The organism is Singulisphaera chitinilytica, assembly GCF_049331405.1.
In the GTDB taxonomy this organism is placed as follows: Bacteria; Planctomycetota; Planctomycetia; order Isosphaerales; family Isosphaeraceae; genus PoT.
Genome location: NZ_CP186274.1, coordinates 98,696 through 115,650 on the forward strand (window position 1 = coordinate 98,696; position 16,955 = coordinate 115,650).

Genomic DNA, 16,955 nt, shown 5'->3' on the forward strand with positions numbered 1-16,955 from the left:
CCGTTCGGGTCGTTCGCGTCGGGTCGCCGGCCAGGCGAGCCGGATGGCCCTCCGCGATTCGTGCAGGATAGAGCATCACCCGGAGTCTATCGGACGCGGAGCCCGACACAACAGGCAGCCGGCGGACGCCTCGCAATCCCCTTCCCATCGCGAAATGACGCGAGGGCGTCGATGCCAAGCACCGACACCCTCGCGGGGATATGAACGCAGGGATGGAGATCCATCCCAGGAATACCAGCACAGCTTCACATCTCAGCGCTTCGCCGCCGAGGCCCCGGCGGTCCCGGCGAAGAGCGCGGCTCCCAGGCTCGCGAAGATGCCGAGCAAGGCGTGCGCGGCGAGCCTAGCGTTGGCCGAGGCGGCGACGGGCTGGCTCGTCTTGTCGAGCGGGAAGACGGAGGCCCCGAGGACCTCATAAATGATCACGCCGAGGATGGCCCCGGCGATCCCGCCTCCCAGGGCGGCCAGCATCCGGTTCTTCCCGCCCCCGTAGCCGAGGCCGAGCGCCAGGCCGGCGGCCGCGCCGATCGGGGCCCAGAGTCCCGAATGGGCCAGGAGCGGTTGGATGAGGTCGTCCGTGGAAGAATCGATGTGCCGCAAGATCATCGGGATCAGGGCGATGGACGTGAGAGCCGCCAAGGCTCCTCCAAGGACGAGGCCGACGACACCGCCGGTCACCAGGCCGCGCGCGGAGCCTCGGGCGATGCCGCCGGCCAGGCCAAGCAGCAAGCCGAGGACCGCCCCCTGGATCCCGTAGGAGATGGCCCCATTCTTGGCGTCGGCCTTGTTCAACGAGTCGTTGTCGATCACCGCCTGCATCGGCCCCAGATTGGGGTCGCCGGCCTGGAACCGAGTCCCGAAGACCTCGCTCGCCTTCCATGACGCACCCGAGGCGACGATCCCGGCGACCAGGGCGACAAGCAGGAGCAAGCCCTTGCGGCCGGCAGGCGCCGGCGTGGGGGCTGGTGACAATTCCGACGGGCTCGACGCCGGCGGTACATTGGGATCGGGCAGATTCGATGTCATCGGTCTCTCCTCGGCATCCGCATGCCGGCAACCCGGCCATGCGGTCGGTGCACGCTCGGCGCGACTTCGGGAACAGGAATCACGAATTCAAAGGAAAGGATGGGACGATGGCCTCGGGCCCAGGCGATCCGCCGGGCCCACCCCATGGACATCCCCTCTCGGATTATTCCGTTTCCCTGCGCACAGATCGAGCCCCCTTCGGCCAAATCCGGCGCGAGGTCGAACGAGACCATCTTCAACAGCGTTCGGACATCGTTACATCAATCGATCGGCTTCAGTCCGCCGTCGGCGAGGGTGGGGGGGCTGTCGGCTCCTTCTCGGCCCTGGCGAGGAGCGAGCCGACTTCATCCCAGAGCCTCCGGCAGGCCAGGCGCTCGGGCTCGGGGACGCGAGCGAGATCGGCGGTGTCGCGGATGCCGGCGAGGTCGGAGTCGCGCTGCCAGTGTCGGAGGTCTTCGGCCAGTTGCTTCCGCCCGATCGGGTCCTCTTGCTGGGATGCCCTGATCCAGACGTCGAGGTTGGATTGGAGCCAGCCGAGGGCCTGCTCGCGGAGGGCGGAACGGGCGGGCTCGTCGAGCCGGCCGGCATCGGCCCCCTGGCCGGTTGCCGCCAGGGCCGCCGCGCAGGCGGCGTTGTATCGATCACGCATCCGGGCGGCGTCGTTGAAGTCGGGCTCGGCGGTGAAGGCCGAGGCATAGAACCGCGAGGCCGCCACGTACTGCTTCTTGAAGAAGAGGCAGAACCCCGCGATCTCGCGCTCTTCGGCGGGGTCGGCCGGCCTGGCCTTGCCTTCGAGGATGGCCGGCAGCCTGGCGTCGATCGCGAGCAGGTGCTCGACGCGTTTCCACTGGTTGCGGACCTCGGCGGCCTTCGGGTCGGAGTTGAACTCGTGCAGGAGCCAGCGCTTGGCCTCGGCGGCGGCCTCGGCGTCGCGACCTCGCCGGATCAGCGTCTCTCCCAGGGCCTTGTGGGCCATGACCCCTGGCGGGTCGAATTCGATCGCCCGCCGATAGGCCTCGATGGCCTCGTCCGGCCGCCCCGTGTCAGCCAGGTGGTTGCCGATGTTGTGGTGGGCGGCCGCGAACCTGGGGTTGAACTCGAGCGCCTTGCGGTAAGACGCGACCGCGTCGTCGCGTCGGTTGAGCTTGAGGTAGAGGTTGCCTAGGCTGTTGTAGCCGGTCGGGAGTCTGGGGTCGAGCTCCAGGGCCTTGCGGAAGGCGGCGAGGGCCTCGTCGGGCCGGCCCAGGTTCGCGTAGACGTTGCCGAGGTTCTCGAAGCCGATGGCCCCGCGAGGATCGAGTTTGACGGCTTCCTTGCAAGCGTCCAGGGCCTCCTGGAGCCTTCCCTCGTTCGTCAGGATCGCCCCGAGGTTGGCGTAAGGGGCGGCCGTCTCCGAGTCGAGCCTGATAGCGTCCTGGAAGGCCAACTTGGCCTCGCCCGGGCGACGGTCGGCCCACAAGGCCATGCCCAGGAGGTTGTGGACCATGCCGCTCTCGGGCCGGGCCACCAGGGCCGCGCGGGCATATCCCACGGCCTCTCTCGGCTTCGTCGAGCGCAAGAGCATGCCGAGCTCGAAGTTGAGCCAGAAATCGGCCGGCCTGCGCTGCTGGGCCGCGCGGAGGAGCGGCTCGGGATTTCCGCCGGCTTCTTGCAGCAGCACGCCCAGGGTTGAGAGGAGTTGCGGCGAGGGGTAGTGGTCCTCGGGGATGTCCCGGGCGAGTTCCTCGAGGGCCTCTCGATTCCCCCAGTTCGCCGGATCCCGGGCGCGGCCGCTCCACTTATTACCCTTGTCGGAGAGTTGGGCCACTCTCAAGAGCCGCTCACGCAAGGTCCGATCCGAGGTCACGAAGGCCCAGTCGTCGAGCGCGGCGACCAGCGCGTCTTTGACCTTGGATTGGTCGATCCGGCTCGCCACGGCGAACTCTTGCCCGGGCACGGCCACGCCGAAGCCGGCCTTGTCGAAGGCCTCGCCATACGTCTTCGCCACGGACTCGCGCACGGACTTCTGGCCGAAGATCCCGATCCGGTGGTCCATCCGGTTCTTCTCGAGCTCGGTCACGAGGTCGAGCTCGGCCCGCGCGAACTTGAGGGACTGCTCGAGTTCGCCCTCCCTGGCGTCGTCGAGCCGGAGCTCGGCGTGCGAGAGGACGGTCGACGCCTCGGCCCAGAGCCCCTTGTTGCGCAGGATCCCCGCCTGCTCGATCGCCGCGACGATCGCCAGCCGCAGCCTGGCCTGGCGCTCGGCCAGCTCGAGCCGCTCTTGCTGGGCCCGGACCATGGCGACGACGGCCATCCCCGCCAGGACCAGCAGCAGGGCCGCGAGGGCCGCGGCCGCCGGGCTGCGTCGGCTCCAGCGCCAGGCCTGCTCCGCGAGGTTGAGCCGACGCGCCAGGATCGGCCGGTCCTCCAGGAATCGGCGCAGGTCCTCGGCCAGGGCCCCCGGCGTCTGGTAGCGATCGCCCGGGTCCTTGGCCGTGGCCTTGTGGACGATCGTGATGAGGTCGCGCGGGAGATTCAGGTGGAGAGCATCGAGCTTCGGGGGCTCGTCCAGGGTGATGTGCCGCACCAACTGCGCCTGCCCCCGGTCGTCGAACGCGGGGCGGAGCGCCAGGAGTTCGTAAAGTGTCAGGCCCAGCGCGTAGACGTCGCTCCGGATGTCGGATCGCCCCTGGAACCGCTCGGGGGCCATGTAGCGGAGCGTACCGAAGAGGTCGCCGGTATGCGTCAGGTCCTGCGTCCCGGTCGCCTTGGCCAGGCCGAAGTCGGTGAGCCAGACCGTGCCGAAGCGGTCCAGCAGCAGGTTCGACGGCTTGACGTCGCGATGCAAGATCCCCTGGCCGGCGGCGTACTCGAGCGCATCGGCCACCTGGATGCCAAGGTGGGCCACGCTCCGGAGATAGGGCCGATGTGGATCCGACGACGAGCCATGATGAGGCTCGACCTTCGCGAGGGCCGGCCCCGACTCGGGGGCCGCCGCGACGGTCGACGCCCCGCAGCCCCCCGGCGAGAGATCCGGGCGTGAAGACGCGTCGGAGTGCGTCCCCTCCGGAGGCCCTTGCCGGCTCACGGTGCGGAATTGCCCCGTCCATAATGAGCGGGCGACCTCGGCCGAGGACAGGCTCCCGCCCGCGACGGCGACGGACGGCCCCTCATCCACGGCGGCTCGCCCCGACTGGGAAGCCGCCGCCGTGGCGGGGCGAGAGGCGGGCGCAGGAGCGGGGCCAGCGGAGTGGGCCGCGCCGTTCGTCGACTCTCCCCGGAGCCGGCGGAGCTGGCGGAGGACGTCGTCGAGCGGACAGCCCTCGATATACTGCATCACGTAGTAGTGGGTCGACCCTTCCTCGCCGACGCCGAAGAGCGGGACGAGGTTCGTGTGGTGCAGCCGGGCCGCCGCGCGGGCCTCGCGGCGGAAACGCTCGACCTGCCTCGGGTCGCCGAGCGCGCCGGGGGGCAGGACCTTGATCGCCACGCGACGGCCGAGCGACTCTTGCTCGGCCTCGTAGACGACCCCCATCCCCCCCCGGCCGATCTCGCGGACGATCCGATACTCGCCCAGGCGGAGGAAGGGGAGCTGGTCGGAGGGACACCGATCCCCGCCACCGGACAGTGTCCCGGGCCGGACGTCCTCGAGCATGACGAGCGCGGGGAAGATCTCGCGGATCTCGTCGGCGAGCTCCGGATATCTCTGAACGTATTCGGCCAAAGAAGGGCGCTCACCCCGGCGGTAGCGTGCGGCGAACTCCTCGGCGAGTTCATCCAATGGGTCGCGGCCCGAGTCTAGGTCCGTGGTCATCATCCCGCTATACCCCTCCTGGGCCCGCCGTCATGTCGCTGAGGATCTCTTTGAGGCGTTTCAAGGCCCTCAGATAGCGCTTGCTCGCCGCCGCCTCCTGTATCCCCAAGACGCACGCGGTCTCGGCGTTGGACAGGTCCTCGAAGTGGCGGAGCACCAGGACTTCGCGATCGATCGGGTCCATGCCGTTGAGGGCCTCCTGGACCCGGTTCTGCGTCTCGACCCGGATGGCCGCCCGGCTCGCCGAGGTCAGCCGTCCCAGGAGCAACTCCGCCAACGACGCGGAGGATGCCCGGGACACTTCCCCCTGATGCAGCGAGATCTCCAGGGCGGCGTCGCGCATCTTCGCCCCCAGGTGCTGGCGGTGGAGGTCGACCAGCGTCTGCCCCGTCAACAATCTTAGCCAGAGGTAGAAGGGGATCGCCGGTTTGGCGACGTACTCCGAAAACCTTCGGGAGACGCAGAGGTACGCCTCCTGCAGCACGTCGGCGGGGTCGAGCCGCCCGTGCAGCCGGCGATCGAGGCGCAGGCGGACCATCTGCTCGAGGCGGGCCCGATACAATTCGAACAGCCCCGCCAGGGCCGAGATGTCTCCGGCCGAGGCCCGATTCAAGAGCTCATCACCCTCGCCCCCGTGAGACATGACACCCCTCACCTTCCGGAAATCTCCTAGGACTTTGATCGACGATATCCCGAGAAGTCCACGGGCAATAGACGCTCGCCTCTACTTCAACCCGCGGCATGACTTTGGGGGCCGATGCCCTTCCAAACAAATACGAGAACCACCGAATTCCTTAAATGGCATCCCCGCATGCTTGCCGGCGCCAGATTGCGAGTAAATTCCCGAAAAAGTTCCGCCAATAGTCTTGAGAATTGAGGTATATCCGGATACAGGTTATAGAGACGACCCTATCGAAAATGAGTCGTCGTCTCTGGGTCCTCCCATCACGACAAAGTTGTGCGATCGTTGATGGGAGTTTGTGCAATGGTATCTCTTTCTCGACTCTAGAAGAAACAACAGAACGTACGCTCGCTATGCGTCCGGACGCGGGCGGCTCGTCGTTTGTAGATGGCGGAGTCGGAGGGGCCTTATCGCCCCGTCGATTTGGCATTTCCATCTCCGGAACGACACGGGTCCGTACCTCCATCAACGTAGCGACCGGCCAGGGCCGAAATGCCCAACGCCCCCTCACGGCCATGGTCCGCCCAGTTGGCCCGGGGGTCAAGCGCAAAGGTCCAAGCTCGCGCGATACGCGGAAACAATAAGCGTCACCGTCTCGGTGAATCTGGCAGGAGATGCATGAGGAGAGACGACCTAGTGGTCCGACAAGGCGCGTCGAAAGCCACCCAGCATCTCGGTGATCGCCAGCGATCTCGAAATCGATTGGGCAGCCGTCAAGACTTCCAAACGCCCCCGACTTCGATCCACCTCGGTTCCTCACGATCCGCCAGCCCCGCTTTGCGACCGATCCACGATTATCGCCCGACTTCGATCGATTCGCGCGGGCCGAACGCATCCAGGAGGCCTCCGGACCCGATGGGATTCGGGCCGAGGGCCCTTCGTGCATGTTCCCGGGGTCGAGGTGTTGGTGTCTCCGCATCCTGATACGTCCAGGGGATGCCCGCTCCTCAGCCTATTCTACCGCCACCGTAAGTCGTGTACGGCTGATTTACGCCAATCGAGGATGCTGATGAAACGCGTTTCGACCGTCCGCACGCTCGTCTTCCTCCTGGGCCTGGCCATCGCCTTGCCCTTCTCCTTGATCGGTTGCGGCGACAGCTCGTCGGGCGGCCCCGAAGGCCCGGTCACCCCGCCGTCCGACAAGGCCAAGGGCTCCATGGACTTCTACCGGGAGAAGATGAAAAACAGCAAGAAGGGCAAGCGATAAGCCTTCCTGACTTGTGCAAATGTGGCGGCTCGCCGCCATCCGACTCTAAAAGCTCTCCATTTTTCGATTTCAAAACGTGTTCTCGGCCTCGTGATTGCATCTTTTAATTCCTGTGCGGGGCCACCTCGGGTCTGGGTCTTCATTCTCGTCAACATGGGGGTATTCGATGCATCTTCGAACGCGGGTCAAGTCGGGCTTCACGCTCATCGAACTCTTGGTGGTGATCGCCATCATCGCCGTCTTGATCGCCTTGCTGCTGCCGGCCGTCCAGGCGGCCCGCGAAGCGGCTCGCCGCTCGCAGTGCACCAACAACCTGAAGCAGATCGGGTTGGCCATGCACAACTACCACACCGCCAATAACTCGTTCCCGATGGGGGCCGCCGCCTCCAAGAACACGGTCAACCCCGGCGACAACGGCAACGCCTGCATCGCGTGGATGGGGTGGAGCGCCCAGGGTCTGCTGATGGGCTATCTCGAGCAGACCGCGCTCTACAACGCCACCAACTTCTACTTCGACCCGATCTCGGGCCCCTCGTTCGCTTACAACTCGACCGTCACCAACACGCGAATCGCAAGCTTCCTCTGCCCCTCCGACGGCGGCGCAGGCCGCACCTTCTTCAACAGCTACTACGCTAGCGAAGGTACGAGCGATCGCGCCGACGGCGGGACGAGCTCAAGCCCCTGCGGCGTCTCACAGCAGGGTAGCACCGGCCTCTTCTATTATAGCGTCGCCTATGGCATTGCCGATTGTACCGACGGCACCTCGAACACCGTCGCCTTCAGCGAAGGCCTCGTGGGCACCGGCGGCGACATCCGCAAGCCCTGGGCGACCGGCGTCAACATCAGCGGCGCGAACACGTACTACGACGTGAACTCGAATATCGCCGACACGATGACGACCCTGCAGAATTGCTCCAACTCCTTCGCAACGGCGACCTCGGGCGCCGGCCTGGCCTCCAATCGCGGCTACTACTGGGCATGGGGCTCCGAGGCCATGACGATGTTCAACACCATCGTCCCGCCGACCTCGACTAAGTACCAGTGGGGCCAGTGCCGGTTCGGCTGCAACACCTGTGGCACTTACTCGGCCGACCACTCGCACATCACCAACGCCACCAGCAATCACTCCGGCGGTGCGAACGTCCTGATGGGCGACGGCAGCGTCCGCTTCATCAAGAGCTCGCTCGCGATCAACACGTGGTGGGCCCTGGGCACCAAGGCCAACGGCGAAGTCATCAGCTCCGACGCTTTCTGAGCGGAGTTGGGCGCATTGTGCGGGTCCTGGATCGAGGTTCAGGTCCCGCCATCCGTCATCCCGAAATTTTATGAAGCGACGAATTTTTTAATCGCTTCGATTTGATCTACCCAAGAGCGGTGCCTCGGATTCGAGATGCGAATCCGAGGCACCGCTTCTCTTTTTCCACCCTCGCGCCATCCTAAAGAGGAGAGTGGAGAAGAAAGCACGGTCTTCCCCCCAGCTCGAGATCAGGGTCCTCGTGCCATGGGCGCAAACGACGTGCTCGATCGCAAGAAGTTCAGGTGGACCGCGCGCCGAGTGGTCGCGGCCTCGGCCGTGTTCGCGGCGCTGGGGTGGGGACTCGCCCGGGGCGTCGAGGCCTGGTGCTACGACGCGGAATTAAGCCAGGCTGAACGCGAGATGGCCCAGGGGTACCACGAGCCGGCGCAGGCTCGCCTGGCGAAGCTCTCGGCCCGATGGCCGGGGCGCGACGAGGTCGAGTTCCCCTTGGGCGTCTGCGAGGCCCGCCTCGGCCACGTCGAGCCTGCCCTGGCCGCGTGGAAGCGGGTCCCTCGCGAGTCGGTCATGAGCCCACGCGCGGCGCTGGAGCGGGCCCAGTTCGCCCTCGACCACGGCCGACTGGCCGTCGCCGAGGAGAGCCTGCCCCTCGCCCTCAAAGGCCCCGGCGAACTCGGCGAGAAGGCGAGCCGCCTCGCCGACCAGCTCGCCTTGTACACGGGCAGGTGTCGCGAGATCGCCCGCCGGATCGAGTCGCGCTGGTGGTCCGCCCGCAACCAGGCCTCCCTCCTGCACATGCACTGGCTGATCGAGACCCAGCCCGCCGCCGTGCTGGCCGTCCGGGAGTCGCTCGAGCAGATGGAACGGAAGGCCCCCGAGGATGACCGCGTCTGGCTCGGCCGGGCTAACCTCGCCATGCGCTCAGGCCGCTTCGACGAGGCCGATGCCTGGCTCAAGCGTTGCGAGGCGAGACGGCCCGATGACCCCGACACATGCGAGGCCCGACTGACCTGGGCCCTCGACTCGAGGCACGCCGACGCGGCCGAGCACGCGGCCGAGCACCTACCCATCGACCGGTTCAGACCCGCCGAAGTCGCGGGGCTGCGGGCCCGGTTCGCCGCCCTCCGGGGCGATGCCGAGGCGGAATTCTCGGCTCTGGAACAACGCGTCGAGCTCGAGCCGGGTGACGCCAACGCCTGGGGACGCCTCGCCGACCTCTCCGCCCAGCTCGGCCGATCCGAGACGCTCGCGACCTGCCGACACCGCAAGGCCGAGATCGACCGGGCCAAGGACGTCTACCAGAAGCTGATGGGCGCGGTCGCCGCCGGCGACACCTCTCAAACGGTCGAGCTGGCCCGCACGGCCGAGGCCCTCGGGCGACGCTTCGAGGCCAAGGGCTGGTGGACCCTCCGGGCCCGCGAAGTCCCCGACGATCCCGAGATCCAACCGGCCCTCGGGCGCCTCGCCAGCCCTGGCTCCTCGACCGCCAAGGGGAACGACGCCGGCAAGACGCTCGCCAGCCTCATCTTCCCCTCCACCACGGAAGGCATCGTGAGGACCGTCTCGACCCGCGGGCCCGTGGCCAAGACGGGATCGGCTACGGAGAGCGTCTCGATACCCACGTTCCGCGACGACGCCGAGGCCGTCGGCCTCCGCTTCACCTACGACAACGACCAGACCGACCTGCGCCGGCTCCCAGAGACGATGGGCGGGGGCGTCGGGGTGCTCGACTTCGACGGCGACGGCCGGCTCGATGTCTATGCGGTGCAGGGGGGTCGGTTCGCCCCCTCCGCGGGAGGCTCGACTTCGGCCGCGGCCCAGGCGGTCGGGGATCGGCTCTATCGCAACAAGGGGGACGGCACCTTCGAGGACGTCACGGATAAGGCGGGGGACATCGCCCATCGGCTCGGCTTCGGCCACGGCGTCACCGTGGGGGATTATGACAACGACGGCCGCCCCGACCTCTTCGTCACTCGCTGGCGTGCCTACGCCCTCTACCGCAACAAGGGGGACGGCACCTTCGAGGACGTCACGAGCAAGGTCGGGCTCGGGGGCGATCGGGGCTGGCCGACCTCCTCGGCCTTCGCCGACCTCGACAATGACGGCGACCTCGACCTTTACGTCTGCCAGTACCTCAAGTGGGACCCGGTGAGCTCGCCGCCTTGCCCCGACCCCGACAAGCCGGGCCGACACCTCTACTGCGTCCCGCGCTCGTTCGAGGCCGAGCCCGACCGCGTCTATCGCAACGACGGCGGCACGTTCACCGACGTGACGGCCGAGGCCGGGATCGTCGACAAGGACGGCCGGGGCCTCGGTGTGGTCGCGGCCGACGTCGACGACGACGGCAAGATGGACCTCTTCGTCGCCAACGATATGACGGCCAACTTCCTCTTCAAGAACCTCGGCGGCTTCCGCTTCCGCGAGGAGGGGGCCGAGGTCGGCGTGGCCACGAATGCCGCGGGGGGCTATCAGGCGGGCATGGGGGTCGCCGCGGGGGACCTCGACGGCGACGGCCTGATCGACCTGGCCGTCACCAACTTCTACGGCGAGTCGACCACCTTCTTCCGCAACCTCGGCTCGGGCCAGTTCGCCGATCACTCGGCCGTGGTGGGGATGGTCGCGCCGAGCCGCTACCTGCTCGGCTTCGGCCTCGCCTTCCTCGACGCCAACAACGACGGCCGGCTCGACGTCGCCTCGGCCAACGGCCACGTGAACGACTACCGCCCGGCAATCCCGAGCGCCATGCCCGCGCAGCTCCTGCTCGGCCTCCCCGGCGGGCATCTCGAAGAGGTCTCCGACCGGGCGGGCTCCCCCTGGCAGGTCCAGCGCCTCGGCCGGGGCCTTGCACTCGGCGACCTCGACAACGACGGCCGCATCGACCTCCTAATCCTCTCGCAGAACAGCCCACTGGCCTACTTCCACAACGAGGGGGCCTCGACGCCCGGCCATTTCGCCCTCTTCCACCTCGAAGGGGGACAGGGCTCCAACCGCGACGCCGTCGGCGCCCGCCTCACCCTGACCGCCGCTGGCCATCGCCAGGTCACCCAGCGCTTCGGCGGCGGCAGCTTCCTCTCGGCCAACGACCCCCGCATCCACGTCGGCCTAGGCCCCGCCGAGCGGATCGAGTCCCTTGAGGTGCGCTGGCCTTCGGGGAAGGTCGACGTCTACAAGGACATCCCCGCCGACGCCGCCTATCGGCTCCGGGAGGGGGATCCCCAGGAGAAGCCGCTCGAAGGGTTCGCGAAGCCGTAACCGCGGGAACGATCACCGATCCCCCTTCCGCTCGGGTTCGTCCCCTTTCTTCTCCTCCGCGTCCTTCCGGAAGAGCCGGTACATCGGCGACTCCTCCATCGCCTTGCGACGCTCGGCGGCGATCTTCGCGAGCGCCGCCGCGTCGTAACCCTCGAAGTTCTCGCGGATCTTCTCGACGCCGAGCCTGTCGAGGCAGTAGAGGAAGTAACCCACGAGGTCGCGCTTGCCATAGGCCTCGGGCTCGATCCTCGTCAGGGCGTTCCAGTACAGGAACCCGGCGAACCCGTAGGCGTCGAGGTCGAGCGCGATGTCGGCATAGCGGACGAGGTCGGTCTCGGCCCTGTCCCGATCCTTGAACAGCTTGTCGATCTCCATCCGCAGCCCGACGCGGTAGCCCTCGACGTTCCCCTTCGCCTGGGCCACCGAGGGATAGAGCGGGTCGCACGCGAGGATCGCCTTGTGGACCTCGGGCCAGTCGGCCTGGGCCTCGGCGATTCCACCTTTCGCCTCCATGATCTGCGTCCGCCGCGTGTGGAACTGCTCGAAGCGGGCGTAGGCCGATCCGGGATAGGACTTCAGGAGATCCGCATAGATCTTCAACGCCTCCTCGTACTTCCCCTTGTCGTGCAGCGCGACACCCTCACGCACTCGTTCATTGACATCCTTATCAAAGAGCATGACGAATCGACGCATGTTCGCCAGCCAGCGGCTCGCCCCGGTCTTGCCGTTGTCAAAAAAGGGAGCCATCTCGAGCCAACGCCGGGCCTGCTCGACCTCGCCGTTGGCGAGATGCAGGGCGATCCGGGCGCAGGGGACCAGCAAGTTCCCCACCTGCATCTCCATCATGGCCCGCCAGAAGTCGGGGTTGCGGTCGGTCAGGGCGGCGACGTCGATCGGCTGGCCCGGCTCGATCTTCTCGAGCGCCTTGCCGAGGTTCCTCACCCCTTCGAACTTGGGCTCGGCCTCGCCGCAGAAGACCGCCAGCAGCGGGATCGACTCATCCCTCACCCAGGCCTTCAGCATGGCCAGCCTCTGCTCGGTCGTGGCGGCCTTGAACTCGGAGAAGCGGCGGTCGTCGGGCGCTTCCAGCTTCGGCACCAGGGGCGTGGACTTGTCCTCCACACCCCCGTTCACGGCCGCCTCGATCCGGAAGGTGAAGTCGACCAGCTTCGTATGCGGGGCCTTCTCCGCAGACACGAGGGCCGTCAGTTCTTTGACCTCCGCGTCGGAGAGGGCCGGTCGCCCCGCCGGCTCGATGTCGGGCTTTCCCTTCGTGTGAAGCGTGATCTGCAGCACGACGTCCCGCTTGGACTTGTCCTTCTGGAAACGATCCCGGATCGCGATGAGGACCGGCTTGCACCAATCCGTGAACGGCTCGGGCTCGATGACGTGCTCGGCGATGTTGAGGTCCGTCAGGATCTGCAACTGGGTCTGGACGGGCATCGAGCCCTCGTCCGCCGGCGGTTGCTCGGCGATGAGCGTACGCCCCACCGCCAGGCTCAAGAGCAGGAGCAGGCTCGGCGCCCGATGCCCAGGTCGTCGTCCCCGGATCAACTTCCTCAAGTGCGTTGCCGACAAGCGATCTGCGATGATCACCGGAGACTCCTGATTCGAGGATCGACGCCGCTGCGCCGTAGGCGGACGATCTCGGGGCGCACGATGTCCCCTGGAGCCTCGACCCGATCACCCGAGTCCCCCCTCATCGAACACCGCGCCCAAGACCTCTCACAATTGTAACACGACAGATCAATCGCGAAATCCCCTGCCCATAGAAATCGAAAGGGGTTATGAGCAGCAAAGCTCGGACGGGCTTCGTTTCCACATTCATACATTTCACAACTTATCCAATTTATACTCCCGATGCATGACGCCGCGTTCGATGGCCTCGCATTCGCAGGGAGAGCTCGGCTTCAAGGCGGGTGGCCCGCAGCTGTAGAATATCGCAGGCCGATCCCATCGTCCGTCCGCCCGGATGGGGCAGGGGTCGGCCTCCACCCGCCAATGGCCAGGGACTCCCGACGCATGGGCACAGCAGAACCGGAAATGCCGAAGTCTTACGACGCCGTCCTCGTGGTCGGCTTTGGGGGTCCCGAGCATCGCGACGACGTGATCCCGTTCCTGGAGAACGTCCTCCGAGGCCGGAACGTGCCGCGAGAGCGGATGCTCGAGGTCGCCGAGCACTACTACCACTTCGGCGGCGTCAGCCCGATCAACGGCCAGGTCCGGGAGTTGATCGCCGCGCTCGAGCCCGAGTTGAAACGGCGCGGCCTGGACGTCCCCATCTACTGGGGCAACCGCAACTGGAACCCGCTGCTCGCCGACACGTTGGCGAAGATGACCGCCGACGGCGTCAAGCGTGGGCTCGGCCTCGTCCTGGCGGCGTACAGTTCCTATTCGAGCTGCCGGCAGTATCGCGAGGACGTCGCGCGGGCCCAGGAATCCGTGGGCGGCCCGGCCCCGCCGATCGACAAGATCCGCGTCTTCTACAACCACCCGGACTTCATCGCCGCCAACGCCGACCGGGTCCGCGACGCCCTCGCCCAGATCCCGGCCGAGCGTCGTGAGGCGACCCGCCTGGCCTTCACGGCGCATAGCATCCCCAGCTCGATGGCGGCGAACTGCCGGTACGAGGCGCAGCTCACCGAGACCTGCCAGTTGATCGCCGAGGCCGTCGGCGCGGAGCCGGAGAACTGCCGCCTCGTCTACCAGAGCCGGAGCGGGCGGCCGACCGACCCCTGGCTCGAGCCCGACATCGTCGACCACCTCCGCCAGCTCCGCCAGGAAGGGGTCGAGGATGTCGTCGTCCACCCGGTCGGGTTCCTCTCCGACCACATGGAGGTCCTCTACGACCTCGACGACGAGGCTCAAAAAGCCTGCGCCGAGATAGGCCTGAACATGGTCAGGGCGGGGACGGTCGGCACCCACCCGGCCTTCGTCTCCATGCTCGGCGAGTTGATCGAGGAGCGGTTCCGGGGGACGGCGGTGCGCCGGGCGATCGGGATGTTCGGCGCCAACCACGACGTCTGCCCGGTCGACTGCTGCCTGCCCCCGCCTCGCCCGGCCGCGCGGCCATCGGCGACGTGAACTCCGCCTTATCTCTTCCTCGCGTATCGTTTGCGCGCGATATCCCGGATGACGACGTTGCAATCGTCATACGCCCGGCGACCACTCTCTTGACGAAGAGTCTTCGCGGCGTTGGAATCATTCTTGGTTGAGAAGGGACGTTGCTGATAGATCGCCGAGTCTCCCGGGGGGCCGGGAGAGCGGGGGACCCAACTTTTTGGGGCGAATCGCGTCGAATAAGGCGCGACGGGGCACCTTCGGCCCCGAGCCCGTCAGCTAACCTCGCAGGCGTCCGAGGAGTAGACCACGCGCCGGCTGCCGTCCCGCAGTTGGCGCGACCCGATCTCGAGAGATCGGTCCCCGCAACGTCCCCTGGTCCTTCCCCTTTGCGACTCGCAGCGGGGAGGGTCCGTCCGGCCCATCGCCCCCGGGCCCGATCTCAGCGTTGGGACGAGCCGGGTATTTGCTCCGATGCGGTTCCCACAGCGTCTCTGGACGGTCGTGACGTTTGCGGCGGTCGGCATGATCGCCTTGTTCCTCTCCGGGATGCTCGACTGGATCACGAGCGTCCTCTTCATGGGACTCGAGTTCCTGGCCGAATCGCTCCGCCCCGTCCTCAAGGGGTTCCTGCCGAAGAAGGAAGGGCCGAAGCGTCTTCGCACGGCGGCGAGCTCCGCCTTCACGGCCCGCGAACGCCCCCGACGCTCCCTCCCGCGCCGTGCGAAACCCAAGCAGCTCCGCGGCAGCCTGCTCAGCGAGACGGAGCCCGCCCCCGCGCCGATCCCGGTCGCCATCAAGGCGCGTGTCCTGGTCCCGATCAGCGGCGACAGGCCGAGCCTGATCGCGTTCGCGCTCCGCGAATGCCAGGAGCGGCACGCCGAGTTGATCGTCCTCTTCCTGCGGCCGATCGCCTATACCCCGATGGGCCCGAACGCCCTGCCGACCCTGGCCGAGGACAAGCGGGCCGGCGAGATCATCGATCGGATCGCCCTCGAGGCGGCCGAAGCCGGCATCGCCCTCCGCGTCCAGTACCGGACCGCCCGCGACATTCCCGGCACCATCCTCGAAGTCGCCCGGACCCTTGAGGCGGACGTCCTCCTGATGGAAGCCACGCGCCGCAACATCCTCTACCGGGCCCTCGCCGGCGACCAGATCCAGTCCGTCATGATGCAGCTCCCCGAGCGCGTCAGCCTCCTGATCCACGCCGCCTGACCGTCCGGGCATCCTTGAAAGTTGGAGATCAATCCACCTCCAAGGGCCAAAAATAAATATTCGCCGAGATGATTACTTAAAATTTACGAGACCCGTGAATCGTCCTCGCAGATCATGAGGGCGTGGGGCCTATCCTCGTGCTGGCAACGGGCGGACCGTTCCGCTATGGTCGGTCGTGACAACACCACCATGTTCGTCAGACCCACCTTCCTCGAGGCCCCCCTTATGCGAATCTTCAAGGCTCTCTTCATCCCGACGGCGTTGGGATGGCTCGTCGCAGGATCGGCCCCGCTGCAGTCGGCGGGCGCGGCAGGGCTCGCGGACGCGACCGAGGACGCTCGCGCCATCAAGATCGAGACGGACAAGCTCGAGGCCGTCATCCCCAAGTCGAGCCCGAAGCACTGGATGACCGGGATCGAGAAGGGCTCGTTCCTCGATAAGGAGACAGGGTTCCGCGAGGTCGGCGACGGCCTGATGGTCGTCGACTGGCTGATGGAGGCCGGGAGCGACGCCGAATGGGCGAAGGAGGTCTTCGCCCCCGACGGCAACGGCGTCGGCCGCTATAGCTGGTACGAGAACGAGACCGACCCCGAGCGTCGGGCCTACACGATGATGTCGCACGGCACCAGCCATCGCAAGCGGATGGTCGAGGGGCCGCAGCTCTGCCACCGGATGAAGGAGGTGAAGCCCGAGATCATCCGCGGCAAGGACTTCGTCGCCGTGAAGACGACCTATCACTTCGAGTACGCCGCCCCCGGCCGCAAGCCCGGCTCGAAGTGGACCCAGCTCGTCGTCTTCCCGCAAGGCAAGAGGTACTTCATCCTGATGGACCGAGTCGAGAGCGTGAACGCGTCGGACGAGATGTTCCTCCGCAACGACACCCCCGGCTGCGTCCGGCATGAGAAGGGGGACACGTTCAGCGAGATGTATCTCAGCTACCTGAGCGGCCCCAAGGGCCTGCACATCCCCTCCAGCGAGTTCTTCACGCCGTTCCCCCCCGACCTCAAGTACGGCTACCGCCGCGACCTGAACCGGACCCCGGAACGATTCATCCGCGCCTACCACCTCCGCGACCCCAAGACCGGCAAGGCCGGCCCCTGGCTCGCCGGCCTGACCCTCGACCCGGACGTCGTCTACGAGGCCTGGTGCAGCATGCGGCCCGGCGGGATCATCGTCATGATCGAGGAGGTCCACGGCAAGCCCGTCAAGGTCGGCGAAACCTTCAGCGCGGCACACATCGTGGGCTACTTCGACACGGTCGAAGAGATGAACGAGGTCTACGACCAGTACAAAGGCCACAAAGGCCTGACCGCCGACACCTCGGGCTGGAAGCTGACGAAGTGACCTGACCCATCGACCGACCTCGGGAGGGTTGCGAGCCTCAATCCGCAGCCCCTCCCGAGCTTTGTCCCATAAGTAGTGCGAAGCTATTCGGGACATCAGGCGACCGACGGTCTTGGAAGGA

10 protein-coding genes and 1 riboswitch are annotated in these 16,955 nt (G+C 66.9%); of the genes, 6 read left to right on the forward strand and 4 right to left on the reverse strand.

Going from position 1 to position 16,955, the window contains the following annotated elements; translation table 11 throughout:
• Positions 1–252 precede the first annotated feature (252 nt).
• The 3 genes from ACOYYX_RS00340 to ACOYYX_RS00350 form a co-directional block, all read right to left on the reverse strand.
• Positions 253–1,026 (reverse strand): hypothetical protein, encoded by a 774-nt coding sequence (locus tag ACOYYX_RS00340; RefSeq protein WP_422927947.1) that lies wholly within the window; start codon positions 1,024–1,026, stop codon positions 253–255.
• Positions 1,027–1,300: 274 nt separating this feature from the next.
• Positions 1,301–4,822: a protein kinase domain-containing protein gene (locus ACOYYX_RS00345; protein WP_422927948.1), complete on the reverse strand. Its 3,522-nt coding sequence runs from the start codon at positions 4,820–4,822 to the stop codon at positions 1,301–1,303.
• A gap of 4 nt (positions 4,823–4,826) precedes the next feature.
• The gene (locus tag ACOYYX_RS00350; protein ID WP_422927949.1) at positions 4,827–5,462 is read right to left on the reverse strand and encodes a sigma-70 family RNA polymerase sigma factor; all 636 of its coding nucleotides are present in this window, start codon (positions 5,460–5,462) and stop codon (positions 4,827–4,829) included.
• Positions 5,463–6,510: 1,048 nt separating this feature from the next.
• Between ACOYYX_RS00350 and ACOYYX_RS00355 the strand changes: the two genes are divergently transcribed.
• From ACOYYX_RS00355 to ACOYYX_RS00365, 3 genes are all read left to right on the forward strand, one after another.
• Complete coding sequence (locus tag ACOYYX_RS00355; RefSeq protein WP_422927950.1) at positions 6,511–6,708, forward strand: hypothetical protein; 198 nt, start codon at positions 6,511–6,513, stop codon at positions 6,706–6,708.
• Between the two features lie 166 nt (positions 6,709–6,874).
• The gene (locus ACOYYX_RS00360) at positions 6,875–7,963 is read left to right on the forward strand and encodes a DUF1559 domain-containing protein (RefSeq protein ID WP_422927951.1); all 1,089 of its coding nucleotides are present in this window, start codon (positions 6,875–6,877) and stop codon (positions 7,961–7,963) included.
• A 246-nt stretch (positions 7,964–8,209) separates the two neighbouring features.
• On the forward strand, positions 8,210–11,215 hold the full coding sequence (locus ACOYYX_RS00365) for an FG-GAP-like repeat-containing protein (RefSeq protein ID WP_422927952.1): 3,006 nt from the start codon (positions 8,210–8,212) through the stop codon (positions 11,213–11,215).
• Positions 11,216–11,227: 12 nt separating this feature from the next.
• On the opposite strand, the gene ACOYYX_RS00370 is transcribed toward ACOYYX_RS00365, so the two are convergent.
• A complete protein-coding gene (locus ACOYYX_RS00370; protein ID WP_422927953.1) occupies positions 11,228–12,811 on the reverse strand; it encodes a hypothetical protein in 1,584 nt (527 codons plus the stop codon).
• A 426-nt stretch (positions 12,812–13,237) separates the two neighbouring features.
• Here ACOYYX_RS00370 and ACOYYX_RS00375 point away from each other — a divergent pair, with 426 nt between their 5' ends.
• From ACOYYX_RS00375 to ACOYYX_RS00385, 3 genes are all read left to right on the forward strand, one after another.
• Positions 13,238–14,299, forward strand: a complete 1,062-nt coding sequence (locus tag ACOYYX_RS00375; protein ID WP_422927954.1) for a ferrochelatase — start codon at positions 13,238–13,240, stop codon at positions 14,297–14,299.
• A 142-nt stretch (positions 14,300–14,441) separates the two neighbouring features.
• Positions 14,442–14,585, forward strand: a riboswitch (cyclic di-AMP (ydaO/yuaA leader).
• A 164-nt stretch (positions 14,586–14,749) separates the two neighbouring features.
• Positions 14,750–15,490 (forward strand): universal stress protein, encoded by a 741-nt coding sequence (locus tag ACOYYX_RS00380; RefSeq protein WP_422927955.1) that lies wholly within the window; start codon positions 14,750–14,752, stop codon positions 15,488–15,490.
• 225 nt (positions 15,491–15,715) lie between these two features.
• Positions 15,716–16,834 (forward strand): hypothetical protein, encoded by a 1,119-nt coding sequence (locus tag ACOYYX_RS00385; RefSeq protein WP_422927956.1) that lies wholly within the window; start codon positions 15,716–15,718, stop codon positions 16,832–16,834.
• Positions 16,835–16,955: the final 121 nt, after the last annotated feature.

What these genes read in the sequence shown, in the direction of transcription:
- ACOYYX_RS00375 (WP_422927954.1), top strand. Translation starts at nt 13,238, where the DNA reads ATGGGCACAGCAGAACCGGAAATGCCGAAGTCTTACGACGCCGTCCTC.
- ACOYYX_RS00365 (WP_422927952.1), top strand. Translation starts at nt 8,210, where the DNA reads ATGGGCGCAAACGACGTGCTCGATCGCAAGAAGTTCAGGTGGACCGCG.
- ACOYYX_RS00385 (WP_422927956.1), top strand. Translation starts at nt 15,716, where the DNA reads ATGCGAATCTTCAAGGCTCTCTTCATCCCGACGGCGTTGGGATGGCTC.
- ACOYYX_RS00350 (WP_422927949.1), bottom strand. Translation starts at nt 5,462, where the DNA reads ATGTCTCACGGGGGCGAGGGTGATGAGCTCTTGAATCGGGCCTCGGCC.
- ACOYYX_RS00340 (WP_422927947.1), bottom strand. Translation starts at nt 1,026, where the DNA reads ATGACATCGAATCTGCCCGATCCCAATGTACCGCCGGCGTCGAGCCCG.
- ACOYYX_RS00360 (WP_422927951.1), top strand. Translation starts at nt 6,875, where the DNA reads ATGCATCTTCGAACGCGGGTCAAGTCGGGCTTCACGCTCATCGAACTC.
- ACOYYX_RS00380 (WP_422927955.1), top strand. Translation starts at nt 14,750, where the DNA reads ATGCGGTTCCCACAGCGTCTCTGGACGGTCGTGACGTTTGCGGCGGTC.
- ACOYYX_RS00345 (WP_422927948.1), bottom strand. Translation starts at nt 4,822, where the DNA reads ATGATGACCACGGACCTAGACTCGGGCCGCGACCCATTGGATGAACTC.
- ACOYYX_RS00355 (WP_422927950.1), top strand. Translation starts at nt 6,511, where the DNA reads ATGAAACGCGTTTCGACCGTCCGCACGCTCGTCTTCCTCCTGGGCCTG.